This window comes from Pseudomonas sp. 05N36, assembly GCF_056397385.1.
Genome location: NZ_JBFTNH010000001.1, coordinates 109,029 through 132,662, shown reverse-complemented (window position 1 = coordinate 132,662; position 23,634 = coordinate 109,029). Strand labels below are relative to the sequence as shown.

General features: G+C 61.4%; 24 protein-coding genes. 10 read left to right on the top strand and 14 right to left on the bottom strand.

Translation table 11 applies throughout. The annotated features are described in order from the left end of the window. The first annotated feature begins 122 nt into the window (after positions 1 to 122). The 7 genes from AC1DIH_RS00650 to AC1DIH_RS00620 all read left to right on the top strand — a co-directional run bounded on the left by AC1DIH_RS00650 (position 123) and on the right by AC1DIH_RS00620 (position 6,833). Positions 123 to 1,148 carry an ABC transporter substrate-binding protein gene (locus AC1DIH_RS00650; protein WP_477770213.1) on the top strand — a complete coding sequence of 342 codons (1,026 nt, stop codon included), beginning with the start codon at positions 123 to 125 and terminating at the stop codon, positions 1,146 to 1,148. Then, positions 1,145 to 2,089, top strand: a complete 945-nt coding sequence (locus AC1DIH_RS00645) for an ABC transporter permease (protein WP_477770518.1) — start codon at positions 1,145 to 1,147, stop codon at positions 2,087 to 2,089. Before AC1DIH_RS00650 ends, AC1DIH_RS00645 begins: the two co-directional genes overlap by 4 nt. A gap of 6 nt (positions 2,090 to 2,095) precedes the next feature. After that, a complete protein-coding gene (locus AC1DIH_RS00640) occupies positions 2,096 to 2,905 on the top strand; it encodes an ABC transporter permease (RefSeq protein WP_123581628.1) in 810 nt (269 codons plus the stop codon). 17 nt (positions 2,906 to 2,922) lie between these two features. Beyond that, positions 2,923 to 4,077: an ABC transporter ATP-binding protein gene (locus AC1DIH_RS00635; protein ID WP_477770212.1), complete on the top strand. Its 1,155-nt coding sequence runs from the start codon at positions 2,923 to 2,925 to the stop codon at positions 4,075 to 4,077. Positions 4,078 to 4,175: 98 nt separating this feature from the next. Next, entirely contained in the window at positions 4,176 to 4,661 is a 486-nt protein-coding gene (locus AC1DIH_RS00630; RefSeq protein WP_477770211.1) for a flavin reductase family protein, read from the top strand. A 36-nt stretch (positions 4,662 to 4,697) separates the two neighbouring features. After that, positions 4,698 to 5,741, top strand: coding sequence for an LLM class flavin-dependent oxidoreductase (locus AC1DIH_RS00625; RefSeq protein ID WP_477770210.1), 1,044 nt, complete (start codon positions 4,698 to 4,700; stop codon positions 5,739 to 5,741). A 177-nt stretch (positions 5,742 to 5,918) separates the two neighbouring features. Continuing rightward, positions 5,919 to 6,833 (top strand): LysR family transcriptional regulator, encoded by a 915-nt coding sequence (locus AC1DIH_RS00620; protein WP_477770209.1) that lies wholly within the window; start codon positions 5,919 to 5,921, stop codon positions 6,831 to 6,833. Between the two features lie 111 nt (positions 6,834 to 6,944). Here AC1DIH_RS00620 and madM read toward each other — a convergent pair whose 3' ends face one another. From madM to mdcA, 9 genes are all read right to left on the bottom strand, one after another. Beyond that, positions 6,945 to 7,709 carry a malonate transporter subunit MadM gene (gene madM / locus AC1DIH_RS00615; RefSeq protein WP_427527814.1) on the bottom strand — a complete coding sequence of 255 codons (765 nt, stop codon included), beginning with the start codon at positions 7,707 to 7,709 and terminating at the stop codon, positions 6,945 to 6,947. A 1-nt stretch (position 7,710) separates the two neighbouring features. After that, complete coding sequence (gene madL, locus AC1DIH_RS00610; protein WP_477770208.1) at positions 7,711 to 8,127, bottom strand: malonate transporter subunit MadL; 417 nt, start codon at positions 8,125 to 8,127, stop codon at positions 7,711 to 7,713. Between the two features lie 64 nt (positions 8,128 to 8,191). Then, positions 8,192 to 9,112, bottom strand: coding sequence for a malonate decarboxylase subunit epsilon (gene mdcH / locus AC1DIH_RS00605; RefSeq protein ID WP_477770207.1), 921 nt, complete (start codon positions 9,110 to 9,112; stop codon positions 8,192 to 8,194). After that, a complete protein-coding gene (locus tag AC1DIH_RS00600) occupies positions 9,109 to 9,729 on the bottom strand; it encodes a malonate decarboxylase holo-ACP synthase (RefSeq protein ID WP_477770206.1) in 621 nt (206 codons plus the stop codon). Before AC1DIH_RS00600 ends, mdcH begins: the two co-directional genes overlap by 4 nt. Then, a complete protein-coding gene (gene mdcE / locus AC1DIH_RS00595; RefSeq protein ID WP_477770205.1) occupies positions 9,723 to 10,526 on the bottom strand; it encodes a biotin-independent malonate decarboxylase subunit gamma in 804 nt (267 codons plus the stop codon). Before mdcE ends, AC1DIH_RS00600 begins: the two co-directional genes overlap by 7 nt. Next, the gene (locus AC1DIH_RS00590; protein ID WP_477770204.1) at positions 10,523 to 11,374 is read right to left on the bottom strand and encodes a biotin-independent malonate decarboxylase subunit beta; all 852 of its coding nucleotides are present in this window, start codon (positions 11,372 to 11,374) and stop codon (positions 10,523 to 10,525) included. The genes mdcE and AC1DIH_RS00590 overlap by 4 nt, the downstream gene beginning before the upstream one ends. Further along, entirely contained in the window at positions 11,367 to 11,666 is a 300-nt protein-coding gene (locus AC1DIH_RS00585; protein ID WP_477770203.1) for a malonate decarboxylase subunit delta, read from the bottom strand. Before AC1DIH_RS00585 ends, AC1DIH_RS00590 begins: the two co-directional genes overlap by 8 nt. Beyond that, the gene (locus AC1DIH_RS00580; protein ID WP_477770202.1) at positions 11,666 to 12,541 is read right to left on the bottom strand and encodes a triphosphoribosyl-dephospho-CoA synthase; all 876 of its coding nucleotides are present in this window, start codon (positions 12,539 to 12,541) and stop codon (positions 11,666 to 11,668) included. Before AC1DIH_RS00580 ends, AC1DIH_RS00585 begins: the two co-directional genes overlap by 1 nt. Next, positions 12,541 to 14,211, bottom strand: a complete 1,671-nt coding sequence (mdcA, locus tag AC1DIH_RS00575) for a malonate decarboxylase subunit alpha (protein ID WP_477770201.1) — start codon at positions 14,209 to 14,211, stop codon at positions 12,541 to 12,543. The genes AC1DIH_RS00580 and mdcA overlap by 1 nt, the downstream gene beginning before the upstream one ends. A gap of 404 nt (positions 14,212 to 14,615) precedes the next feature. Between mdcA and AC1DIH_RS00570 the strand changes: the two genes are divergently transcribed. From AC1DIH_RS00570 to AC1DIH_RS00560, 3 genes are all read left to right on the top strand, one after another. Beyond that, positions 14,616 to 15,278, top strand: a complete 663-nt coding sequence (locus tag AC1DIH_RS00570) for a carbonic anhydrase (protein WP_477770200.1) — start codon at positions 14,616 to 14,618, stop codon at positions 15,276 to 15,278. Positions 15,279 to 15,312: 34 nt separating this feature from the next. Then, positions 15,313 to 15,783 carry a cyanase gene (gene cynS, locus AC1DIH_RS00565; protein ID WP_477770199.1) on the top strand — a complete coding sequence of 157 codons (471 nt, stop codon included), beginning with the start codon at positions 15,313 to 15,315 and terminating at the stop codon, positions 15,781 to 15,783. A 109-nt stretch (positions 15,784 to 15,892) separates the two neighbouring features. Beyond that, positions 15,893 to 16,084 carry a hypothetical protein gene (locus tag AC1DIH_RS00560; protein ID WP_019690485.1) on the top strand — a complete coding sequence of 64 codons (192 nt, stop codon included), beginning with the start codon at positions 15,893 to 15,895 and terminating at the stop codon, positions 16,082 to 16,084. Between the two features lie 70 nt (positions 16,085 to 16,154). On the opposite strand, the gene AC1DIH_RS00555 is transcribed toward AC1DIH_RS00560, so the two are convergent. The 5 genes from AC1DIH_RS00555 to AC1DIH_RS00535 form a co-directional block, all read right to left on the bottom strand. Further along, positions 16,155 to 16,508, bottom strand: a complete 354-nt coding sequence (locus AC1DIH_RS00555) for a DUF1428 domain-containing protein (protein WP_427527831.1) — start codon at positions 16,506 to 16,508, stop codon at positions 16,155 to 16,157. A gap of 110 nt (positions 16,509 to 16,618) precedes the next feature. Further along, on the bottom strand, positions 16,619 to 17,911 hold the full coding sequence (locus AC1DIH_RS00550; protein ID WP_477770198.1) for a sensor histidine kinase: 1,293 nt from the start codon (positions 17,909 to 17,911) through the stop codon (positions 16,619 to 16,621). A 26-nt stretch (positions 17,912 to 17,937) separates the two neighbouring features. Beyond that, a complete protein-coding gene (locus tag AC1DIH_RS00545; RefSeq protein ID WP_477770197.1) occupies positions 17,938 to 21,015 on the bottom strand; it encodes an efflux RND transporter permease subunit in 3,078 nt (1,025 codons plus the stop codon). Beyond that, positions 21,012 to 22,205: an efflux RND transporter periplasmic adaptor subunit gene (locus tag AC1DIH_RS00540; RefSeq protein WP_477770196.1), complete on the bottom strand. Its 1,194-nt coding sequence runs from the start codon at positions 22,203 to 22,205 to the stop codon at positions 21,012 to 21,014. The genes AC1DIH_RS00545 and AC1DIH_RS00540 overlap by 4 nt, the downstream gene beginning before the upstream one ends. Continuing rightward, positions 22,202 to 23,602, bottom strand: coding sequence for an efflux transporter outer membrane subunit (locus tag AC1DIH_RS00535; protein WP_477770195.1), 1,401 nt, complete (start codon positions 23,600 to 23,602; stop codon positions 22,202 to 22,204). Before AC1DIH_RS00535 ends, AC1DIH_RS00540 begins: the two co-directional genes overlap by 4 nt. Positions 23,603 to 23,634 lie beyond the last annotated feature (32 nt).

Genomic DNA, 23,634 nt, shown 5'->3' with positions numbered 1-23,634 from the left:
TGGAATACCATAATATGATATTCCATAGACCGGACAGTCGTAACTGACCAGATGGACCTACTGCTCCCGATAGGCGGGCACTCAAAAGCCCCGCTCATAAACACAACAATGAGGGCGTGAAAATGGTGTTGAACAAATCTGCAACCGCAATACTTTTTGCGGGACTGCTTAGCGTGACCAGCCAGGCGTTGATGGCGGCGGAAAGCGTCAACTTCGTCAGTTGGGGCGGTAGCACCCAGGATGCGCAGAAGCAGGCCTGGGCCGATCCGTTCAGCAAGGCCAGCGGCATCACCGTGGTCCAGGATGGCCCTACCGACTACGGCAAGCTCAAAGCCATGGTCGAAAGCGGCAACGTGCAATGGGACGTGGTCGATGTCGAAGCCGACTTCGCCTTGCGCGCAGCCTCCGAAGGCTTGCTCGAACCTCTCGATTTCTCGGTGATCCAGCGCGATAAAATCGACCCGCGTTTCGTCTCCGATTACGGCGTCGGTTCGTTCTTCTTCTCCTTCGTCCTCGGCTACAACCAGAGCAAGCTCGGCGCCAGCAAACCTCAGGACTGGTCAGCACTGTTCGACACCAAGACCTATCCCGGCAAACGCGCCCTCTACAAATGGCCGAGCCCGGGCGTGCTTGAACTGGCCCTGCTGGCCGATGGCGTAGCCTCGGACAAGCTGTATCCGCTGGACCTGGATCGTGCCTTCAAGAAACTCGACACCATCAAGAAAGATATCGTCTGGTGGGGCGGCGGTGCTCAATCGCAACAACTGCTGGCCTCTGGCGAAGCGAGCATGGGGCAGTTCTGGAACGGTCGGATCCACGCCCTGCAAGAAGATGGCGCACCGGTGGGTGTGAGCTGGAAACAGAACCTGGTCATGGCCGACATTCTGGTAGTGCCTAAAGGCACGAAAAACAAGGCAGCGGCCATGAAGTTCCTGGCCACCGCCAGCGGCGCCAAAGGCCAGGCCGACTTCTCCAACCTGACCGCCTACGCGCCGGTCAACGTCGACAGCGTGGCGCGCCTGGATTCGGTGCTGGCCCCTAACCTGCCGACTGCCTACGCTAAGGATCAGATCACTCTTGATTTCGCGTACTGGGCCAAGAACGGTCCGGCCATCGCGACACGGTGGAACGAATGGCTAGTCAAATGAAAATGACGGCCACTGCGTCCCGTCACTCCATTGCGACCGGGGGCGTCTCTGACGCCGCCGGCTCGTCCTCAGGCAAGGCGGCTGTGATGAAGCAATCCCCGTCACTGGCACAGCGCTGGCGTGGCGCGAGTAATCTGCTCCCCGCCCTGCTGTTCCTCGGCCTGTTCTTTCTGGCGCCGTTGATCGGCCTGTTGTTGCGTGGCGTGCTGGAACCGACTCCAGGCCTGGGTAACTACGAACAGCTGTTCGCCAACTCGGCCTATGCGCGGGTATTGTTCAATACCTTCTCGGTGGCCGGACTGGTGACCCTGTTCAGCCTGCTGCTGGGCTTTCCTTTGGCCTGGGCGATCACGCTGGTGCCCCGTGGCTGGGGCCGGTGGATCCTGAACATCGTGCTGCTGTCGATGTGGACCAGCCTCCTCGCCCGCACCTATTCCTGGCTGGTGCTGCTGCAAGCCTCCGGGGTGATCAACAAGGCGTTGATGGCGATGGGCATCATCGATCAACCGCTGGAGATGGTGCATAACCTGACCGGCGTGGTGATCGGCATGAGCTACATCATGATCCCGTTCATCGTGCTGCCCTTGCAGGCGACCATGCAGGCCATCGACCCGATGATCCTGCAGGCCGGTTCGATTTGTGGTGCCAGCCCGTGGACCAACTTCTTCCGGGTGTTCCTGCCGCTGTGCCGGCCGGGACTGTTCTCCGGTGGCCTGATGGTGTTCGTGATGTCTCTCGGTTACTACGTGACCCCGGCCCTGCTGGGCGGCGCGCAAAACATGATGCTGCCGGAATTCATCATTCAGCAGGTGCAGTCGTTCCTCAACTGGGGCCTGGCCAGCGCCGGCGCCGCCTTGCTGATCGTGATCACGCTGGTGTTGTTCTACTTCTACCTGAAGCTCCAACCGGAATCCCCGGTTGGCGCCAGCAACGCGAGGTAAGTCGTCATGCTCCTGACCCCCAATGCCATGAGCCGGCGCATGCGTTTCGGCCTGTATTTCACCACTGGGCTGATTGCACTGTTCCTGCTGTTGCCGATCGTGTTCATCGTGCTGCTGTCCTTCGGCTCCTCCCAGTGGCTGGTGTTCCCGCCACCGGGCTGGACGCTGAAATGGTACGGCCAGTTCTTCTCCAATGCCGACTGGATGAACGCGGCCATGGCCAGCCTCAAGGTTGCGGTGCTGACCACGATCTGCGCCGTAGCCCTTGGATTGCCGACCGCGTTTGCCCTGGTGCGAGGACGCTTCCCGGGACGGGAAATGCTTTATGGCCTGTTCACCCTGCCAATGATCGTGCCGCTGGTGATCATCGCGGTGGCGGTGTACGCGCTATTTCTCAAGCTCGGCTACACCGGGACAATGTTCGCCTTCGTGGTCAGCCACGTGATCGTTGCGTTGCCGTTCACCATCATTTCGATCATCAACTCGCTGAAGCTGTTCGACCAGTCGATCGAGGACGCTGCGGTGATCTGCGGTGCCTCACGCCTACAAGCGGTGTTCAAGGTGACCTTTCCGGCGATTCGTCCGGGCATGGTTGCCGGCGCGCTGTTTGCCTTCCTCGTTTCCTGGGATGAAGTGGTGCTGAGCGTGATGATGGCCAGCCCGACCCTGCAAACCCTTCCCGTGAAAATGTGGACCACCCTGCGCCAGGACCTGACGCCTGTGATCGCCGTCGCCTCGACGCTGCTGATCGGCCTCTCGATATTGGTCATGGTCATCGCCACCGCCGTTCGCCGGCGCAATGAAATCAGCGCCTGAGCGCCCAGGAGTACGACATGAGTGCCGTGATCAAAAATTCCTCGCAGCAGAACGACCAGCCGCTGGTCAGCCTGTGCAACCTGAACAAGCACTACGGCGACTTTGCCGCCGTGGACAACATCTCGCTGGACATCAAAGACGGTGAATTCCTGACCTTCCTCGGCTCCAGTGGCTCCGGTAAAAGTACCACCCTGTCGATGCTCGCCGGTTTCGAAACCCCGAGCAGCGGCGAGATCCTGGTCAATGGCCAGTCGCTGGTCAACGTGCCGCCGCACAAGCGCGACATCGGCATGGTGTTCCAGCGCTACTCGCTGTTCCCGCACCTGTCAGTGCGCGACAACATCGGTTTCCCCCTGGCCATCCGCAAACTGGCCGCCAGCGAACGCGAACGGCGTGTCGATGCGATGCTCAAACTGGTGCAACTCGAACAGTTCGCCCATCGCCGCCCTTCGCAACTCTCCGGTGGCCAGCAACAACGGGTAGCGATCGCTCGGGCGCTGGTCTATGAACCGCGCATCCTGTTGATGGATGAGCCTTTGGGCGCGCTGGACAAAAAACTCCGTGAAGACCTTCAGGATGAACTGCGCCAACTGCATCGGCGCCTGGGTATCACCATCGTCTACGTGACCCACGACCAGGAAGAAGCCATGCGTTTGTCCCAACGTATCGCGATCTTCAGCCACGGCAAGATCGTCGGTCTGGGCAGCGGCTACGACCTCTACCAGAACCCGCCGAATGCCTTTGTCGCGTCGTTCCTCGGCAACTCGAACTTCCTCAAGCTCAAGGCCCAGGGCAATGCAGCCGCGAGTTTCGAGGGCCAATCACTGTCGATCCGACTGACCGCCGGGCTGAAAACCGATCAGGATGTTCTGCTGATGGTGCGTCCGGAAAAGGCCCAGGCATTGAGCGTCCAGCAAGCCGCTCAGGAACCCCTGGCCGCAGGCTGGAACGAAGTCTCGGCGACGGTCGGCGAAGTGCTGTTCCTCGGTGAAAGCCAGACCTGCACCGTGATGACCTCGGGCGGTACGTCGATGACTGTCAAGGCGCTCTCTGCCGCCGGGATGCCACTCAAGACCGGCGACCCGGTGCGCGTACGCTGGGCCACAGCGGATGCGTGCGTGTATACCGAATGGACCGAAAGCGACCTGAACAAAGCCGCTGGCGCCCACTGATCCGGCCTCACAAAAAGCGCTTGCAAACGATGTATTACGGTATACCATCAGACCAATATAAAGATAAAAACCGTCGTACAACGCCAGAGGACCGTCCAATGATCGATGCCGCCATCTACAAACAAGTCATGGGTTCGTTTCCGTCCGGGGTGACCGTGATCACCACGCTGGATGACGATGGGCAGATCGTCGGCCTCACTGCCAGCGCCTTTAGCTCACTGTCGATGGACCCGGCCCTGGTGTTGTTCTGCCCCAACTACAGCTCCGATTCCTACCCGGTACTGATCAAGAACAAACGCTTCGCCATCCACGTTCTTTCCGGCGGCCAGCAAAACGAGGCCTATACCTTTGCCCGCAAAGGCAAGGACAAGGCGCAAGGGATCGAATGGACATTGAGCGCGCTGGGCAACCCGCTGCTGAACAACGCCACAGCGATCATCGAATGCGAGCTGTGGCGCGAATATGAAGGTGGCGATCACGCGATCATGGTCGGCGCAGTGAAAAACCTGATCGTGCCGCACCACACGGCCGGCCCGCTCGTGTACTGCCACGGCAAGATGGGCGCGCTGCCCGTCCTCGCCTGAACCGACAGCCAATAACAAAGACTTGAGGTAAGCGTCATGAAATTTTCCCTGTTCGTGCACATGGAACGTTGGGACGAGAGCATCAGCCATCGGCAGCTGTTCGAGGACCTGAGCGAACTGACCCTGATGGCCGAGGCCGGTGGCTTCAGCACCGTGTGGATTGGCGAACACCACGCCATGGAATACACCATCTCGCCCAGCCCGATGCCGCTGCTGGCTTACCTGGCGGCCAAGACCACGACCATTCACCTTGGCGCCGGCACCATCATCGCGCCGTTCTGGCACCCGTTGCGGGTTGCCGGCGAATGCGCGCTGCTGGACGTAATCAGTAATGGCCGCATGGAAGTCGGGCTGGCCCGTGGCGCCTATCAGGTAGAGTTCGATCGCATGGCCGGCGGCATGCCCGCCTCCTCCGGCGGCCAAGCCCTGCGGGAAATGGTCCCGGTGGTTCGCGCACTGTGGCAAGGCGACTATGCCCATGACGGCGACATCTGGAAATTCCCGACCTCCACCAGTGTGCCCAAGCCGATCCAGAAGCCTAACCCACCGATGTGGATCGCCGCCCGTGACCCAGACTCCCATAACTTCGCGGTAGCCAACGGCTGCAACGTCATGGTCACGCCGCTGATGAAGGGCGACGAAGAAGTCCTCGATCTGAAGAACAAGTTCCAGGCCGCCCTGGATAACAACCCGGAAGTACCACGCCCGCAATTGATGGTGCTGCGTCATACGCACGTGCACGCGGTGGATGATCCTGAGGGCTGGAAAGTCGGCGCCAAGGCGATCTCGAAGTTCTACCGTACGTTCGATGCCTGGTTCGGCAACAAGGAAGTGCCGGTCAACGGTTTCCTCGCGCCGAGCCCGGAAGAAAAATTCGCCGGGCGCCCGGAATTCGAGCTGGAAAACATCCACAAGAACACCATGATTGGTACTCCGGAAGAAGTCATCGCCCGCATCAAGTATTACCAGGAGCTGGGCGTCGACGAATTCAGCTTCTGGTGCGACAACAGCCTGCCCCACGCAGAGAAAAAGAAGTCCCTGGAGCTGTTCATCAAACAAGTGGTACCCGCGTTTCGCTGAAATCTCCTCGCGCCCGCTCACTGCGTGACGGGCGCCACGCCTCAACGGACGCCAGCAATGGCGTCTTCCTCAGCGACGGTTGGCGCCCCTGCAAGTTAACCAAGGAGAACGCAACCGCACATCGGACAACACAACAGCGCATGGGCATAATCAACGGACTGAAAAAGAGAAGTGGCCATGCTGATCGACGAAGAACTGACCCTGAAAAAACTGGAAGTGTTCCTGGCGTTCATGCGCACCGGCAACCTGGCCCGTGCGGCGGCCGAACTGCAGACCAGCAACGTCAGCGTGCACCGGGCCATTCACTCGCTGGAAAGCGCACTGCGTTGCCCGCTGTTCAAGCATGAAGGGCGTAACCTGACACCACTGGAAAGCGCCTATGTGCTCGAAGAGCGAGCGCAAAAGCTGATTCAGGATGTGCTCGAAAGCGTGCGCCTGACCCGTGAAGCCGCGGGGTTTTCGGCCGAACGCTTCAAGCTCGGCTCGCTGTATTCGCTGACGGTCAAGACGGTGCCGCAGCTGATCATGGGCCTGAAGATCCGCCGCAGCGAACTTAATATCGACCTGATCCTCGGTTCGAACATCGACCTGCTGTACAAGCTCAAGAACATGGAAGTCGACGCGATCCTGGTGTCCCTGGACGACAGCGTCAACGACCCGGACTGCGAGCAGATCCCGCTGTTTTCCGACGACATATTCCTTGCCACGCCAGCTGACTCGCCATTTGCCCAGCGGGCCGAAGTCGACCTTGCCGAAGTGCGTAACGAGACCTTCATTACCCTGACCCAGGGCTTCGCCACGCACCAGGACGGTATTCGGGTTTTCCAACAGGCGGGGTTCGAGCCCAAGGTGGCGATGCAGGTCAACGATATCTTCACCCTGCTGAGCATGGTCAGCTCCGGGGTCGGTTATGCGCTGCTGCCAGGGCGGATTGCGGCGGTCTACGAGAACCGGGTGAAGCTGATCCCGCTGCAGGAGCGCTATCGGTTGCAGCAGCACATTGGGGTGGTGTTTCTGAAGGCCAAGGAGCGCGACCCGAATCTGCTGGCGTTGTTGGCGGAGTGTCGGATGTATGCCAATCGGCAGGCCTGAAACCGAGTCGCGTCCATCGCGAGCAGGCTCGCTCCCACAGGGGAACGCATTCCAATGTGGGAGCGAGCCTGCTCGCGATGGGGGCAGCCCCTTCAACAAATAATCAAAGCCCTACCCCACAATCCCGCGAACGATGAAGTACAGCAACGACGGCCCCAGCAAGCACCCGAGCCCGGTATGAAACGTCGCCGTCAGCGCCCCATAAGGCACCAACCGCCGATCCGTCGCTGCAAGCCCCGCCGTCACACCGCTGACAGTGCCGGCCAACCCACCGAAGACCATCGCCGAGCGCGGGTTATCAAGTCCCATCCAGCGCGCCGCCATCGGTGTGCCGACCATCACCAGAATCGCCTTGATCAAGCCGGTGGCAATCGATAGCGCGACCACGTCGGAACTGGCGCCAATCGCCGCACCCGTCACCGGGCCGACGATGTAGGTCACCGCGCCGGCGCCAATGGTGGTGATGCTCACTGCATCCCGATAGCCGAATGCCCAGGCGATGCATGCGCCGACGATAAACGGCAGCACCGTGCCGAGCAGCAGCGCGAGCGCGCCGATCAACCCGGCCTTGCGGGCTTCGGTGGCCTGCACTTCGAACGCCGTGGCGACGATCGCAAAGTCCCGCAGCATGGCGCCACCCATCAGGCCGATACCGGAAAATAACGAAATGTCTGCCAGGCCTTTCTGCCCACCGGTGAGTGTGCCGCCGACCCAGGCCAGCACCAGGCCGATGACGATGGCAATCGCCGAGCCGTGAATCCGTCCGAACGTCAGGCGTTTGGAGAGCACGACGGAGATCCACATGATCACCCCGACGAACGCGAACGCGGTGACCAGATCGTTATGTTTCAGACCCGCTTCCATGAGATTCCACATATCAGCGACCTCCTGCAGGAGCTGCGATCGAGACACTGTCGACCGGTTCATCCGGCAATGGCTCGCCTTTGTGGATCCGGCTGATCAGGGCGATAGTGCAACCACAGATCACCACTGAACCGATGGCCGCCAACACCGCCACCGGGCCGCCGTGCAAGGCGGCGACGACGTTCTGTTGCGCAGCCATGGCCACCACCACCGGAATGTACATGGCGCCCCAGAAGCCGACACCCAACTCGCAATCCTTGGTCATGCCGCCGCGCTTGTGCATCCACAGCTTCGCGAAAATCAGCAGGATCATCGCGATACCGACCCCGCCGACGTTGGACTTGACGCCCAGCAACACGCCGAGCATGTCACCCATGATCACCCCTGCCAGCGTACAGATCGCCAACAGCGCCACACCGTAAATAATCATTGTTGTTATCCTCAAAGTGCATCGTCGAAGTTATTGTTTTTGTCCTTCGCAGCGTGAGCGGTGTCTAGGGTTGGCGACGTCCCTCCTCACGCAGCAGCGCTTGCAACGTGTCCAGGCGCGCACCATCGAAGGCGATCACCGTGCCTTGTTCAAACACCCGTCGCGCCAGTGCGGTCAGCACTGCGCCGGGCGGCAGTTCGATGTGCAACCGCACGCCACGTTCGTAGGCGCTTTGTACGGTGCCGCGCCAGTCCACGAGCCGGCACATGTTGAACGCCAGGTCATCGCGCAACGCCTCGACCGAACGGATCGGCCGGGCGCGGCTGCCACTCAAATAGCCGATTGTCGGTAGCTTCAATGGCACTTTGGCAAACGCCTCGGCCAGTACCTGCGCGGGCTCATCGAGCAGCGGGCAATGCGACGGCACGCTGACCGCCAGCCGTTTGGCCAACCCTGCGCCACACCCTCGGGCCAACTCGGCAACGGCGTTCATCGCCGCATCACTGCCGGCAATCACCATCTGGTTGTCGGCATTGATGTTGGCCAGGTAGACCGGCGTTTCAATGCTGTGAACCCGTGACAGCAAGCCTTCCACGGTCGCGAGGTCCAGACCGATGATCGCGGTCATGCCGTAGCCCTGCGGCCAGGCCTGTTGCATCAACTCACCCCGCAGGCCGACCAGATGCAGCGCATCGCTGAAACGCAATGCACCCGCCACCACCGCCGCCGGATACGCGCCGATGGACAGCCCGGCCACGTAATCTGCCGTACATCCCTGCAGCAACAACAAACGCGCTGCAGCAACACTTGCGATCAGCAGGCACAGCTGAACCGCACGGGTTGATTTCAGCGCCTGGGCAGAATCGAGTAGCAGAACATCCTCCCCCAACACCTCACTCGCCTCGATCACCGTCGCCTCGGGCAAACGATGGAGCATGCCCGGCTGCTGCGCGCCCTGGCCGGGAAACACCAACAGGCTGCTCACGCCGTTTGCTCCTGTGGATACCAAGGGTCGGTCACCAACCGCGCTTCGCGGGCGTTTTTGAGCAGCACCCGCTGTGCCGGACCGGCCCATTCGCGCAAGGCAACCGCGCCCAGTGGCGTTTGCAATTGCATGTCCACCGGGCACGCCGCGGCGTCCAGCCACGTCAGCAGTTCCCGCGCCTGAACCCGATCCAACGGTTGCGGCGTACGCAGGATCAAGTCGAGATCGCTGCGTTCATGCAAGGCCGTCACACCACAGGCCAACTCAAACCCGGCGCTGCCGCTGACGCCCCAGACCCAACCGCAGGCATCGAGCATTGGCCGCAGTTGCGCCAGGGCCTGCAAGGCCGGCAGGTCGCGATCACCCTCGACATGGCAAAGGTCTTCCGGTCGAATCCGCTGCCGGATCGCCTCGACCGCCATCCATGTGGCATAACGTTGCTCGCGCAACGCTCCTCGTACGCCCACCGCAATCTGATCGGTGGCACTCAAGGCGCGTCGAACCACGACCGGCTGCCCCTTACGTGTCACCTCGACGGCCCAGCGCGGCGCGTCCGCTGGCAACTGCTCCGCGGTCAGCCCCCAGAGCAGGTCATGGGCCAGAAATCCGTTCACCATTGCTCACGCAGCAGTTGGCGAACCTTGCTCGACGCCGAACGATTGGCCGCCCCCAGACGCGAGCTCAAATCAGCCCCGGTGGTTTCAACGTCGCCAATGGCCTGGCGCAAACAGTCGCTGACCCGAGCCAGATCGCCCGCGGTCGGCTGCTCGATCTGCTCCACCGTCAGGGTTTCCCAGAGCAGGCCAAGGCTGGCATAGCTGTCGATGTCATAGGCCATCGGCGGTACGCTGGCGGCCAGCACTTCGAGCTCTTCAACGCTGCGCAGGGTGACCCGCGCAGCCGAGACCTTGCCCATGGCGTGAACCATTACCCCAGGGTCACGCAGGGCAATCAGTCGGTTGGCCTGATAACCGTGGGCCAGAAACGCCCCGGACATCGCCTTGCCCACCAGCAAACCGATCACCGCATGCCCGGCCAGTCGTGCGCGGGCATAACTGTCTGCAGCAGCGGCCAGCGCCTGATGGATGCCCAGGGCTTCTTCGCGGCGACCATAGGCCTGGCTCGGCACATCGACGATGGCGATCAATGCGCGCTTTTGCGGTTTGGCGCGATCGGCTTCAATGACTTCATCCACCGCTTTGGCCAAACCCCAGCCCTCCAACAAACCGACCTCGCCGTGACGGGCGCGGATAAAGCGGTTCTGTGGATCGGCCACCACCGCGATAAACCGCACGGGCTGCTCGCCCAGCACGCCGTCGGCGACTTTCAACGAAGCGGACAATCCGTCGACGACGGTGGAGCCGGCACTCAAGGCCTGAAACCAGTGCAAACCTCTCAGGGAATAACCGCTCATGAGTGCGCTCCTTGATACAGATCGCGAACCGTCGCCGGTTCGATTTGTGGCATCGCGTCCAGACGGGCGAGGCGTTGCAGGAACCGATCCGCCTGACGACTGCGCTGTTCAGCGGGTAGCCCCTGCTGCAACAACTCGCTGACCTGTTGCTGAATCTGCGCCGCGTCATCGGCGACATACCGATCCACCAGCCCACTGGCAAACCGTTGCTCGCCGCCGGTCAGGCTCCAGATGAACGGACGGTCGCGCGAGTCGTATTCCTCGATCCCGGCTTCCTGCTCGATCACTTGCGGGCCATTGAGGCCAAGTCGCGCTTCCTGAGTGACCAGCAAATAGCTGCATAACCCGGCGGCAATCGACATGCCGCCGAAACAACCGACGCTGCCGGCCACCACACCGATCACCGGCTGGTACTGGCGCAAATCGACAATCGCCGCGTGAATATCGGCAATCGCCGCCAGCCCGAGGTTGGCTTCCTGCAAACGCACGCCACCGGTTTCCAGCAACAGCACGGCGCGGGTGGCGATGCCCTTGCGGTTGTCCTCGGCTGCCAATTCCAGCGCACCGGCAATTTTCGCCCCGCCGACTTCACCCAGGCTGCCGCCCTGAAAGGCGCCTTCGATGGCGGCGATCACCACTGGCAAACCACCGATACTGCCCTTGGCGATGACCACACCGTCGTCGGCTTGCGGTACCACGCCCTGACGCGACAGCCATGGCGACATGACGCGCTGGAACGGGTCGAGCAATTCACGGAAGGTCCCGGCGTCGAGCAAGGCCTTGGCGCGTTGCCGGGCACCGAGTTCGACGAAGCTGTGTTTGTTGAGCAGCGCTGCGCTGTCACTCATGGCCAATCTCCTCGAAGCCCTGTTCCAGACGCAAGCGCACCACGCCTGGCGTGGCCCCGAAATCATGAATATCGATGGCCACCGCTGGCGGTGTCTGGCCGTCAAACATCCGTGCAAACACATGCTGCCAGCGCTGTTGGCTGCCATTGACCGAGGTCTGCACCTGGATCGTCAGCGTGCCGGCCTGTCCCGGTTCAAGCAGCACTTCAAGATCGCCCGAGCCGACACAGCCGACCAGCGCCCTGCCCCGCGCCGGCTGCCCGGCGGGGAATTCAAAGGTTAAGGTTTCCATCAGAAAGCTCCCTGGATGACGCCGTCGCAGGATGAGTTGCGGTCGATAAACAGGCAGGCTGCAAGCAAATCCGCAGCGCCGCCGGGCGAGGCATTCAACGCAATTAATTGTTGGTCCAGCTCATGCAACCGGCGACGACCGGCCAGGCTGGCGCTGCCGCCCGCCTCCAGCACCGAGCGGGCGCCGAGTTGCATGGTTTGCAACCCCTGCTCGCCTGCGCGGTAAAGCACGCAGGTATCGGCGAGCGTGCTCATGATCGCCAGCAAGGCATCGAGCCGGGCGTTCTGTTCACCGCTACCCGCCGCGCGGCTGCGCAAGAGTTGTGGCAGGCCGAATTGCATCACGGCCGGAAAACCCAGTTGTGCCTCTTCCCGAGCGCCCCGCGCCCCGTAACGTTGCGCTACTTGAGCGCCGTGGCTGAACGGCCGCGGCGCATGGCGATCCTCGAGTAAGGCCAGACGCGCGGCGCGCACAGTGACCGCGCTGGCGGAAGTGGATTCAGGTTCCAGCGCGGCGGCGGCGACCAACAGGCCCAAGGCCCAGATCGCTCCGCGATGGGTGTTCACGCCATCGGTGGTGGCCAGCATCGTTTGTTCACCGTCGCGACCGATTTGCCCGAGGGCCTCGCGCAGCGGCAAGCCGACTTCGCCAAACACGCTGGCCGCTTCAGCCATGTCCTTGAAGGCCGGCCACAGCGACAGCGCCGAAGCGTGCATCAGCCCCAGGTGCAAATCGTTGTGGGCACCGTTGCCGCGACGATCGACCAGCGCCGGTTTGGGTGACAGGTCGGCTTCGTCGATCAGCGCGTCTACCGCCAGGTCCGCCAGCCGTTCGGCCAGCGTCAGGCGCTTGGGTTGCAGATTAAGTGCGTGCATTACCAGCTCCTGAATTTGGCGGGCGGGTTGTACAAGCCACCCGACCACTCCACCAGATCGGCGACGCTTTTCGCCGCCAGCAATTCGCGGGTGGCGTCGGTGCGGCGGATGCCGAGGTCTTCGGGCAAGGCGATCAGACCCTCGCGGCGCATCCGCGCAGTGTCTTTGGGGTTATGGCGCAGGCCGATGGCGGTGACCCCGGCCACCGCCGCGATCATTGCCTGGCGTTCTTCCAGGGAGCGCGCCTTGTACAAATAGGCGATGCCTTCTTCGGTGAGCAGGTGAGTGACGTCGTCGCCGTAGATCATGATCGGCGCCAGCGGCATGCCGCTTTTCTTCGCCACTTCAACCGCATCGAGGGTTTCAACGAAAGTCGGTTTGCCGCCCTCCTGGAAGGTCTCGACCATTTGCACCACCAGCTTCTTGCCACGTTCGAGCAGCGCTTCGGGGGCATCGTCGTGGCGCATGTCGAGCCAGGCCGGGGTCCCGTGGCGGCGGCCACGCGGGTCGTGGCCCATGTTCGGCGCGCCGCCAAAACCGGCCAGGCGTCCACGGGTCACGGTGGAAGAATGGCCGTCGCCGTCCACCTGCAAGGTTGCGCCGATAAACAGGTCCACCGCGTACTGCCCGGCCAGTTGGCAGAACATTCGATTCGAACGCAGGGAACCGTCGCGACCGGTGAAAAATACGTCCGGGCGCGCGGCAATGTAGTTCTCCATCCCGAGTTCGGTGCCGAAGCAATGCACGCTTTCGACCCAGCCACTTTCGATGGCCGGAATCAGCGTCGGGTGTGGATTGAGGGTCCAGTTGCGGCAGATCTTGCCCTTGAGTCCAAGCGATTCGCCGTAGGTCGGCAAGATCAATTCGATGGCGGCAGTGTTGAAACCGATACCGTGGTTGAGCGACTGAACATTGTGTTTTTCGTAGATCCCGCGGATCGCCATCATCGCCATCAGCACATGCACGGGCTTGATGTGCCGGGGATCGCGGGTGAACAACGGTTCAATGTAGAACGGCTTGTCGGCCACCACCACGAAATCCACCCAGGATGCCGGAATGTCCACGCGGGGCAACTCGCTGACGTCGTCCACCAACTGGTTGACCTGGACGATCACAATGCCGTCGCTGAAGGCCGCCGGCTCGATCAGCGCCGGAGTGTCCTCGGTGCTCGGCCCGGTGTAGATATTGCCGGCACGGTCGGCCATGAAACCGGCCGAGAGCACCACGTTGGGAATCAGGTCCACCACCAGCCGGGCGTAGAGTTCGATGTAGGTGTGGATCGCGCCGATTTCCAGCAAACCATCTTCAAGCAACTGGCTGATGCGCAGGCTCTGGGTGCCGGCAAAGGAGAAATCGAGCTTGCGCGCGATGCCTCGTTCGAACAGGTCCAGGTGCTCGGAGCGGCCGACGCTGGGCATGATCATGTGCAGGTCATGCAGCCTGGCCGGATCGGCCTTGGCCAGGGAACGGGATAGAAAGTCCGCCTGCTTCTGGTTGTTGCCCTCCAGCACCACGCGGTCGCCAGGCAGAATCAAGGCCTCCAGCGCCGCAACGATCTTGTCGGTGGGCAAAACCACGCCATCGGCGAGACCCCGCACCTGCTCCAGGCGACGCTGTTTTTCATTGCGCCGCCGCGTCCAGCGCGAGTCGGGGGATATTGTTGTTGTCATGCTCACTCCACGGGTTCGCTTACGTGGAGCTACCTTAGGAGCTAACGGAGGGCGGCATCAATCAAGATGAGCGGCGAACCGTTACGCTCAGGTTAATGTTTTCCCGCATTCATTGGACGCTCTGTCAGTTCAATTTCTTCAGCCGTGCTTCAATCGCTGAGTTCGCGTCCCAACTCGGTCTTCAGCCACTGGATAAACCACTCCACATCCGCCGACGGCGTCAGCACGCCCACGCCTACAAACAGGCGGGCCGCTGGTTCGAGCGCTGCCCTTCGCCGCTATTAAAATAAGCAAACCCTTCCAACTATAGGATCAGCCTATAAAAACCATAAGCCATCGATCTTGGACGCTATAGCTGTGCGCGTTCATTCTTTCAGCCAACCACAACGGCAAGGTACTTCACCATGAAAGAGTTGATCGATGGCTTCCTCAAGTTTCAGCGTGAAGCGTTTCCACAGCGCTCCAGCCTGTTCAAGCATCTGGCCTCTACCCAGTCGCCTAAAACACTGTTCATTGCCTGCTCCGACAGTCGTGTCGTGCCGGAGTTGCTGACCCAGCAAGAACCCGGCGAACTGTTCGTGATTCGCAATGCCGGCAACATCGTGCCGTCCTACGGCCCCGAGCCTGGCGGTGTCTCCGCCACGGTCGAGTACGCCGTTGCCGTACTGGGCGTCACCGATGTGGTGATCTGCGGGCACTCCGATTGCGGCGCGATGACCGCCATTGCCCAGTGCAAATGCCTGGACCACTTGCCCGCCGTCGCCAATTGGTTGCGCTACTCCGAAGGCGCCAAGGTGATCAATGCCGCCCGCCCTCACAACAGTGACGAAGCGCGCCTGACCTCACTGGTCAAAGAAAACGTCATTGCTCAACTGGTCAATCTGCAGACTCATCCCAGCGTTCGCCTGGCCCAGGAGCAAGGCGCGTTGAATCTGCACGGCTGGGTCTACGACATCGAAAGTGGCGGCATCGACGCGCTCGATGGTGTTTCCCGGCAGTTCGTCTCGATAGCCGATTTCCCGGACACCTGCGCCATGCCCGCCCGGGCTGTCGCCAACGTCGCTTGAACCACACACCCCATCAATCCGCAGGAGAAGCACCATGCAACAGTCCCATGCTTATCAAGACCCAACGCTGGCCCTGACCGGCAAAATCCTCGAAGCCAAGGCCCGCAAGGACCTGTCCTGGGAAAACCTGACTGAAGGCACCGGCCTGAGCCTGCTCTACGTCACAGCTGCCCTGCTCGGCCAACACCCACTGCCGGAAGCGGCTGCCAACGTGGTGGTCCAGCACCTGGGCCTGGACAACGACGCCGTCGCCCAATTGCAAACCATCCCGCTTCGCGGCTCTCTCGCCAGCGGCGTACCGACCGACCCGACCATCTACCGCTTCTACGAGATGATCCAGGTGTACGGCACTGCCCTGAAGTCGATTGTTCACGAGCAGTTCGGTGACGGCATTATCAGCGCCATCAACTTCAAGATGGACATCAAGAAGGTCGAAGATCCCGAAGGTGGCTCCCGTGCGGTCATCACCCTGGACGGAAAATTCCTGCCTTACAAACCGTTTTAAGCTGACGAACGTGGGCCGGCACTAATCTGCCGGCCCACTCAAAACGCATTTCTGGCGCCTTCAGTCATCCACGTTATAGTTGAAAGAGCCCAGACCACGTGGAGGGGGTATGCGCCAGATTGTCAGCAAGGAACCCTGGTGGGCTACGCCGCCGAAACCCGGGCAAGGTGAGTCCGAGCTGGAGTGGGGTTGGCTGGTCACCTACAACGAGGGCGAGCCGCGTTTCGAGTTCGTGAAAGAGCGGCCAACGGATAACGAAATCCGTAATCGCAAGAGTTGCCGAATCACCCTTCCGGAATAACCGGCGCGCCATCCGGGGCGGGCCTGCATCCTTTTCAGGCCCGCCTGACATCCGGATGTTGCGACATACTTCAGACGTTTACGATCATCTCGAAACCGCCGAAGATCAACCGTTGCCCATCGAAAGGCATCGAGTTATCCAGCGATTTAAGCCTGGGATCTTCCATGAACTTCTGCATGCCGGTGTCGCGCGTTTGGCGGTCCGGCCAGATGATCCACGAAAATACCACCGTCTCGTCTTCCTTAAGTTTCACCGCCATCGGGAACGAGGTCAGTTTGCCTTGAGGCACATCGTCGCCCCAGCATTCAGTCACGCTCAGCGCGCCGTTTTCCTTGAAAATACCGGCCATGAACTCGGCGTGCTGCTTGAATTTATCGCGGTTGGCGGTGGGTACGGCTGCAACGAAGCCATCGACATAGGACATGATCACTCTCCTCTTTGAAATGCGTCATCGATTTACCGGTTAGTCGATCTGCAAGAACGCAAATCGACCGGCCTTTCAGGCGAACCGACCAACGGGCATTTCCGCGCCTGCTAGAGCAGGAGTTGCTCCTGACGCTCTGCCAGGTCCACGGCGAAATGACAGCCGTGGGGTTCGCGGGTGGTGAGTTCCACTCGCCAGTTCTGGTTGGCGCAGATCCGCTGAACCAGCGACAGCCCCAATCCCAGCCCTTCGCCCCGGTGTTCGTCGCCCCTGACAAAGGGCTGGAACATCGCATGGCGTTTTTCTTCCGGAATACCGATACCGCTGTCTTCCACGCTGAAGCCATGATCACGCAGGGTCAGGCGAATGAAGCCATGATCAGTATAGTGCCAGGCGTTGCGCAGCAGGTTGCCCATCACCGATTGCAGGAACGTCAGGTTATAGCAGGTGTTTGAGGTCTGCTCGTCGAGGTAGATGAACTCCAGGCCTTTTTCCCGGATCAGCCTGCCCCAGATCTCCGCCAACGCATCGGCAACCTCTTTCAAGGAGGCGTTGCCACCGTTACCGGAGTCGTTATCCCGGTCACGCGCCAGCATCAGGAACGTGTCGACCAGCTGTCGCATTTCATCGCTGGCCCTGGCAATACGGCTGACCTGGGCCATCGAGCGCTGATCCAGGGCACGATTGCTCAACAACAGCTCACATGAACTGGCAAGCACCATCAACGGCGTTCGCAATTCGTGGCTGACATCGCTGGTGAAGAGTTTTTCCCGGCCCAGAGCCTCGCGCAGTCGACCCAGGGTTTGATCAAAGGACACTGCCAGTTCGCCGACTTCATCGACAGCGTACTTGGTCGCCAGCGGCGGTGCGAGTTCCAGCAACTGATCACGGTGGCGCACCTGACGCGCCAAACGGATCACCGGGGCCATAACGCGTCGTGCCAGCAGCCACCCCAACAGGATCGCCAGCAGGATGCTCAACACGAACCCGACAATCACCACCGCGTACAGCACGCGTTCGCGTTGTTCATGGCTTCGCTGATCTTTCAGCAGGACGTATTGGCGACCTTCGACCACCTTCACCATGGCGTAGTAGTCCTCACCGCCAAAGACGATTTCCTGAAACCCCGGCTGCAACGCCTTGAGCTGCGCGTCGGGGGCCATTTCACCCAGCCCGCCCTCAAAGAAAAACAGCTCGTCTTTCTCCGGTCGATGGGTCCAGTCGTCGGTGTTGTCCATCAGCAGCAGGCGTTGCAGCCCGCCACCCAGGCTGGTGGTGGTGAGCTTTCTTTCAACGATATGCACGGTCGCGACAATGCCAACCGCAAAGACCCCTGCGACAAACGCAGTCATCAGTGCGAAAACAATCACAATCCTTTTTGCCAGGCTTTGCTTGGAGTCCATGTCTTTCCAGTGTTTGAATGCCGACGTCACACCCTGATGTTCTGCGCGACGAGTTTTTGGCTGCGACGCCGACGCTCAAACCAAAGGTAGACGACCGGGGTGGTGTACAACGTCAGGATCTGCGAGACCGCCAGGCCACCGACAATGGCAATGCCCAATGGCTGGCGAAGCTCCGAGCCGGCACCGTGGCCGAACGCCAATGGCAGCGCACCGAGCAATGCCGCCAGCGAGGTCATCAGGATCGGCCGCAACCGCAACAGGCACCCTTCGCGCACGGCGTCTCGGGCAGACAGGCCACGTTGCTGGGCCGACAGCGTGAAGTCAACGATCATGATCGCGTTCTTCTTGACGATGCCGATCAGCAGAATAATGCCGATCATCCCAAGGACCGACAGGTCCTGTCCACAGAGCATCAATGCCAGCAGCGCACCGAACCCGGCGGACGGCAGGGTCGAAATGATCGTCAACGGGTGAATCGCGTTCTCGTAGAGCACGCCCAACACGATATAGACGGTCAGAATCGCCGCCAGAATCAACCAGGGCTGTGATTTCAACGAGTCCTGGAACGCCTGGGCGGTGCCCTGAAAACTGCCGACGACGGAGTCGGGCATCGCCACCGCCAAAGACGCCTGGTTGATCGCACTGACCGCATCGCTCAGGGCTTGGCCGGGCGCCAGGTCAAACGACAGGGTGATGGCCGGAAATACCCCTTGGTGGTTGATGATGATCGGCACCTGCTCGGTCTTGATGCTCGCCAACAGATTCAATGGCACCAGGCTTCCGGAGCTGGCGCGTACGTACAAGTGTTCCAGCGTGCTAGTGGACGTCTGCCAGTGCGGGTCCAGTTCGAGAACCACATGGTTCTGGTCGAGTTGGGTGAACATCGTCGCGACCTGACGCTGGCCGAAGGCGTCGTACAGCACGTCGTCGATGGCCTGCACCGTCACGCCCAGACGGGCGGCCGTGGCACGGTCGATCACCAGGGTTGCCTGGGCAATGGCCTGTTGCTGGTCTGAGGTCACGTGTTGCAGTTGCGGCAAGCTCTTGAGTTTTTCCAGCAGCACCCCGCTCCAGTGATCCAGTTCTGCGCTGTCCGGGTCCTGAAGGGTGTACTGGTACTGGGTTTTACTGGCGCGGCCACCGATCTGGATGTCCTGGTTAGCCTGCAAGTAGACCTTGACCCCGGACAACTGATCGAGCGCTGGCTGCAAACGGCTGATCACCTTTTGGGCACTGTCGGTGCGCTCGCTGAACGGCTTGAGGTTGATCATCACCTTGCCCTGGCTGACCGTCGGGTTCGGGCCGATCCAGAAATACACCTTGGCCACCGCCGGGTCATGACCGACAACCTCGGCGACACGGTTGACCTGGTCCCGCATGGCCATCGGCGAAATATCGGCGGAGGCTTCGGCGACACCCTGGATCAGGCCGTTGTCCTGCTGCGGGAAGAAGCCCTTGGGAATGCTCACGTACAACACCGCGGTCGCCAGCAATGTGGCCAGCGCCACGCCAAGGGTCAGACGTTGATGGTCGAGCACCCAGTCAAGGCTGCGGCGATAGCCATTGTGCAGGCCGGTGAACGCCCGTTCGCAGACCTGGGCGAAACGCCCCTCCTCGCTCTCGGCATGCGGTTTGAGCAGCCAGGCGCAAAGCATCGGCGTGATCGTCAGCGAGACGATGCAGGACATGATGATCGCCACGCTGACCGTGACTGCGAACTCGCGCATCAAGCGCCCGACGATCCCCGACATCAACAGGATCGGCAAGAACACCGCGATCAACGACACCGTCATCGAGACAATGGTGAACGCCACTTCGCGCAAACCATCGACCGCCGATTGCAGGCGTGACTTGCCCATCTCCAGATGGCGCACGATGTTTTCCATCACCACGATGGCATCGTCCACCACAAAGCCGACTGCAATGGCCAGGCCCATGATCGACAGGTTGTCGAGGCTGTAGCCGAGCAAATACATCACACCGAAGGTCGACACCAGCGACAGCGGAATGGTCAGGCTGGGAATCAACGTGGCGGTGGCCTTGCGCAGGAACACGAAGATCACCACGACCACCAGGGCAATCGACAGCAGCAAAGTGAACTGCATGTCGTTGACCGAGGCTTCGATGGTCTGGGTACGGTCGCCCACCACCTGAACCTGCACGTCGCGAGGCAACGACGCGGTCAGTTCGGGCAACTTGGCCTTGATCGTGGCGATGGTCGACAGCAGGTTGAAACCCGGTTGTTTGTGAATGTCGACGATCACTGTCGGCTCGCCGCCCAACTGTGCGGCTTGCTGGGTATCTTCGGCACCGGCGATTACCCGGCCAAGGTCACCGAGCTTGATCGGCATGCCGTTTTTATAGGCAATCACCTGATCCCGATAATGCTGTGGGTCGAGCATCTGGTCGGTCGCACCGAGCGTGACGGAGCGGGTCGGCCCGTCAAGGGTGCCCTTGGGCTGATCGACGGTACTGACGCCGATCACGCTGCGCACGTCTTCCAGGCTCAGGCCCCGTGCGGCCAGCGCATCCGGGTCGATCTGAATCCGCACCGCCGGTTTTTGCTCACCGTGGAAATCCACCAGGCCGACGCCCGGCATCTGCGACAAACGCTGGGCAATGTAGTTGTCCGCGTAACGGTCGAGTTCCGGCAGCGTGCGCGTCGGTGAGGTCACGGCCAGCGACAACACCGTCCCTTCCGCCGGGTTGACCTTGTTGAAGGTCGGCGTACTGGTCATGGTCTTCGGCAGGTTCGGGGTCGCGGTGTTGATTGCGGTCTGCACATCCTGCGCAGCACCGTCGATGTTGCGTGACAGGTCGAACTGCAACACCACCTGGGTCTTGCCGGCTGCGCTCGAGGAGGTCATCGAGGTGACTTGCGGAACCGCGGCAAAGGCTCTTTCCAGTGGTGTCGCGACCGATGAAGCCATGGTCTCGGCGCTGGCCCCGGAGAGTCTGGCAGTGACCTGAATGGTCGGAAAATCCACCGTAGGCAACGGTGCTACCGGCAACTGGAAGTACGCGAAAGCACCCAGCAACATCACCCCAAGCGCCAACAGGCTCAGGCCCACGCGTCGTTGAATCAGTCCGGCGAGCCCTTTCATCGTGCGCTCTCCACCGGCGTGGCTGCAGCCAGCGCAGCGGCTTCGTCAGCCTTGATCGGTGCGACTTTGACCCCCGGCGCAATACGCGACTGGCCTTGCACGACGACCGTTTCGCCAGCGGCCAGCCCTTGGCGAATCCACTGCTTGCCATCGACCACGGCGGCCGCATCGACCTGACGTGGCTGCACCCGTTGATCGGCGCCGACTACATAGACGAAGTTGCCCTGACGACCGAACTGCACAGCATTGGCCGGCACCACCGTGACGTCCTGGCGGGTGCTGACCAGCAAGCGTGCGCTGACCAATTCGCCAGGCCACAACTGGTTGGCACTGTTGTCGAACTCGGCCTTCAACTGGATCTGACCACTGGCGGCAGCGACCTGGCTGTCAATGAAGCTCAGACGGCCGCGAGCGATTTCCTGATGGCCGTCGCGGGTCATGGCGACCACTTGCAAGGCGCCCTTGGCGTTTTCTTCAAGGATCTGCGGGAGTTCGTCCTGGGAGACGGCGAAAGCCACCGAGATCGGGTTCATCTGGGTAATGGTCACCAGGCCCGTGGCTTCCGCACCGTGGGCGATGGCGCCGACGTCCAGCAAGCGCTGGCCGGTACGCCCGGTCAGCGGCGCCTTGACCTGCGTGAACTCCAGTTGCAGGCGTGCGTTATCCAGTGCCGCCTGGTCCGCCTGCACCGTGGCCTGCTGTGCCGCCAGTTCGGCGCGATAGGTGTCGACATCCTGAGTCGGGCCAGCCTTGGCGGCCGCCAGTTTGCTGGCCCGGTCCAGACTCACCCGCAGGTTGGCCAGTTGCGCCTGATCCTTGGCCACCAGTGCTTGCGCCTGAGCCACCTGAGCCTGGTAAACCCGTGGATCGATCACCGCCAGCAGACTGCCGGCGTTCACGGTCTGGCCTTCCTTGAACAGGACTTTCTGCAACTCGCCATCCACCCGAACCCGAACATTGACGCTGTTGAGCGGCTGGACGTTGCCAATCGCACTGAGCCAGATCGGCAGGTCCTGCTGGCTGACTTGCGTCAGTTGCACCGGCACGGCGCTTGCCTCGGTTTTGGCCGGAGCCGCCTGAGCCCGCTTGACCCACTGAAATCCACCTGCACCTGCGCCCAACAGGAGAATCAGTAGCGCCCAGGAGAGTGCTCGATGGCGAGGGTTCGCAACGCGTTGCTTAGCATTCATGGGTGTGACGCCTGAGAAGGAGAAAGGGAAGCAAGGGTGTCGGGGGTGAAATCACCGCCCAGCGCCCGGAACAAACCGACGGCGGCCTGCAGGTGTTGCAGGCGTACCTGCAACAGCGTGTCTTCGGCCTGATACTGGGTGCGCTCGACGATCAACAAGGTCTGGAAATCGGTGGAACCCAGTCGATAACGCACCTGCGCCAGCCTCGCGGCTTCGCGGGCGGAGTCCACCGCGGCCTGATTCAAGGCAAAGCTTTTATCCAGTTCGCGGGTGGCGCTCAGTTGGGTTTCGACGTCTTGCAGCGCCTCGATCACCGATTCACGGTAACTGGCGGTCAGTTCCTGAACGTGGGCCTGATCAACGTGCAATTGACCCGTGAGCTGGCCGCCGGTGAACACCGGTTGGGCCAATGTGCCGACGACGCTCCAGATGGTGCCGCCGGCAATGGTGTCGATACCGCCGATCAGGTCCAGCGACAGATTCGGCAAGAACGCCGCACGGGCAACCCCGACATCGAAGTTGGCCGAGACCAGTCGCGCTTCAGCCGCTTGCACATCGGGCCGCTGACGCAGCAGGCCGATGGGCAGTCCAGCGGACGGACGCGGCACCTGCAAACCGTCAAGACCGGAGCTTTTCAGCTGAAAACCTTGCGGCGTCTCGCCCACCAGTACCGCCAATTGGTAAAGCGCCAGATCGCGTTGCTGACGCAAAGGTGGCATCGCCGCCTCGAAGGTTTGCAGGGCGTTGCGTTGCTGCGCCACTTCAAGATTGGACACGGCGCCCTGGCTGGCCTGGACTTCGACCAGATCGAGTACCTGCTTGGCGTCGTCGGCTATCGACTGGGCCAGGCGCAGCCGTTCTTCCAGCGACAGGACCTGGAAGTAGCTGTCGGCGATGCTCGCCCCCAGGCTCATGCGCAGGGTTTGTGCGTCGAACACACTGGCATTGGCCAGCGCGTCGGCAGAGTCGGCAGCAGCGCGCTGCTTGCCCCAGAAATCCAGCTCGTAGGTCGCTTGGGCGAATACGCTGCTTTTCTTGGTGGTGCCGTAATTGTTCTGACGCTGGACATTGCCGCCCAGTGCCAGGGTCGGATATTGCCCGGCGCCGACGACCTGAGCCGAAGCGCGGGCCTCTTCGATGCGGCTGGCCGCGGCTTTAAGGGTGTAATTGGCCGAGAGGCCGCGGGTGATCAGGTCATTCAGTTCAGCACTGTGGAATTCGCTCCACCACTGCCCTCCCCGTGCGGCGGACGTTTGCCCGGCGCCATTCCAGTTTGCCGCCAGCGGCAGCTCCGGTTGATGGTAAGCGGGCACCATCGAGCAGCCACCGAGCATCAATACGCCCAGCAGCACCGATAGGGATAAAAAGTTACGCCTCGGTGAGGTTGCAACTGACATTGGCACGCGATCTCCGGCTGAAACGTTTGTGG

Excerpts from the sequence above, each read along its gene's own strand:
- AC1DIH_RS00650 (WP_477770213.1), top strand. The coding sequence starts at position 123 with ATGGTGTTGAACAAATCTGCAACCGCAATACTTTTTGCGGGACTGCTT.
- AC1DIH_RS00645 (WP_477770518.1), top strand. The coding sequence starts at position 1,145 with ATGAAAATGACGGCCACTGCGTCCCGTCACTCCATTGCGACCGGGGGC.
- AC1DIH_RS00640 (WP_123581628.1), top strand. The coding sequence starts at position 2,096 with ATGCTCCTGACCCCCAATGCCATGAGCCGGCGCATGCGTTTCGGCCTG.
- AC1DIH_RS00635 (WP_477770212.1), top strand. The coding sequence starts at position 2,923 with ATGAGTGCCGTGATCAAAAATTCCTCGCAGCAGAACGACCAGCCGCTG.
- AC1DIH_RS00630 (WP_477770211.1), top strand. The coding sequence starts at position 4,176 with ATGATCGATGCCGCCATCTACAAACAAGTCATGGGTTCGTTTCCGTCC.
- AC1DIH_RS00625 (WP_477770210.1), top strand. The coding sequence starts at position 4,698 with ATGAAATTTTCCCTGTTCGTGCACATGGAACGTTGGGACGAGAGCATC.
- AC1DIH_RS00620 (WP_477770209.1), top strand. The coding sequence starts at position 5,919 with ATGCTGATCGACGAAGAACTGACCCTGAAAAAACTGGAAGTGTTCCTG.
- madM (WP_427527814.1), bottom strand. The coding sequence starts at position 7,709 with ATGTGGAATCTCATGGAAGCGGGTCTGAAACATAACGATCTGGTCACC.
- madL (WP_477770208.1), bottom strand. The coding sequence starts at position 8,127 with ATGATTATTTACGGTGTGGCGCTGTTGGCGATCTGTACGCTGGCAGGG.
- AC1DIH_RS00600 (WP_477770206.1), bottom strand. The coding sequence starts at position 9,729 with ATGGTGAACGGATTTCTGGCCCATGACCTGCTCTGGGGGCTGACCGCG.
- mdcE (WP_477770205.1), bottom strand. The coding sequence starts at position 10,526 with ATGAGCGGTTATTCCCTGAGAGGTTTGCACTGGTTTCAGGCCTTGAGT.
- AC1DIH_RS00590 (WP_477770204.1), bottom strand. The coding sequence starts at position 11,374 with ATGAGTGACAGCGCAGCGCTGCTCAACAAACACAGCTTCGTCGAACTC.
- AC1DIH_RS00585 (WP_477770203.1), bottom strand. The coding sequence starts at position 11,666 with ATGGAAACCTTAACCTTTGAATTCCCCGCCGGGCAGCCGGCGCGGGGC.
- AC1DIH_RS00580 (WP_477770202.1), bottom strand. The coding sequence starts at position 12,541 with ATGCACGCACTTAATCTGCAACCCAAGCGCCTGACGCTGGCCGAACGG.
- mdcA (WP_477770201.1), bottom strand. The coding sequence starts at position 14,211 with ATGACAACAACAATATCCCCCGACTCGCGCTGGACGCGGCGGCGCAAT.
- AC1DIH_RS00570 (WP_477770200.1), top strand. The coding sequence starts at position 14,616 with ATGAAAGAGTTGATCGATGGCTTCCTCAAGTTTCAGCGTGAAGCGTTT.
- cynS (WP_477770199.1), top strand. The coding sequence starts at position 15,313 with ATGCAACAGTCCCATGCTTATCAAGACCCAACGCTGGCCCTGACCGGC.
- AC1DIH_RS00560 (WP_019690485.1), top strand. The coding sequence starts at position 15,893 with ATGCGCCAGATTGTCAGCAAGGAACCCTGGTGGGCTACGCCGCCGAAA.
- AC1DIH_RS00555 (WP_427527831.1), bottom strand. The coding sequence starts at position 16,508 with ATGTCCTATGTCGATGGCTTCGTTGCAGCCGTACCCACCGCCAACCGC.
- AC1DIH_RS00550 (WP_477770198.1), bottom strand. The coding sequence starts at position 17,911 with ATGGACTCCAAGCAAAGCCTGGCAAAAAGGATTGTGATTGTTTTCGCA.
- AC1DIH_RS00545 (WP_477770197.1), bottom strand. The coding sequence starts at position 21,015 with ATGAAAGGGCTCGCCGGACTGATTCAACGACGCGTGGGCCTGAGCCTG.
- AC1DIH_RS00540 (WP_477770196.1), bottom strand. The coding sequence starts at position 22,205 with ATGAATGCTAAGCAACGCGTTGCGAACCCTCGCCATCGAGCACTCTCC.
- AC1DIH_RS00535 (WP_477770195.1), bottom strand. The coding sequence starts at position 23,602 with ATGTCAGTTGCAACCTCACCGAGGCGTAACTTTTTATCCCTATCGGTG.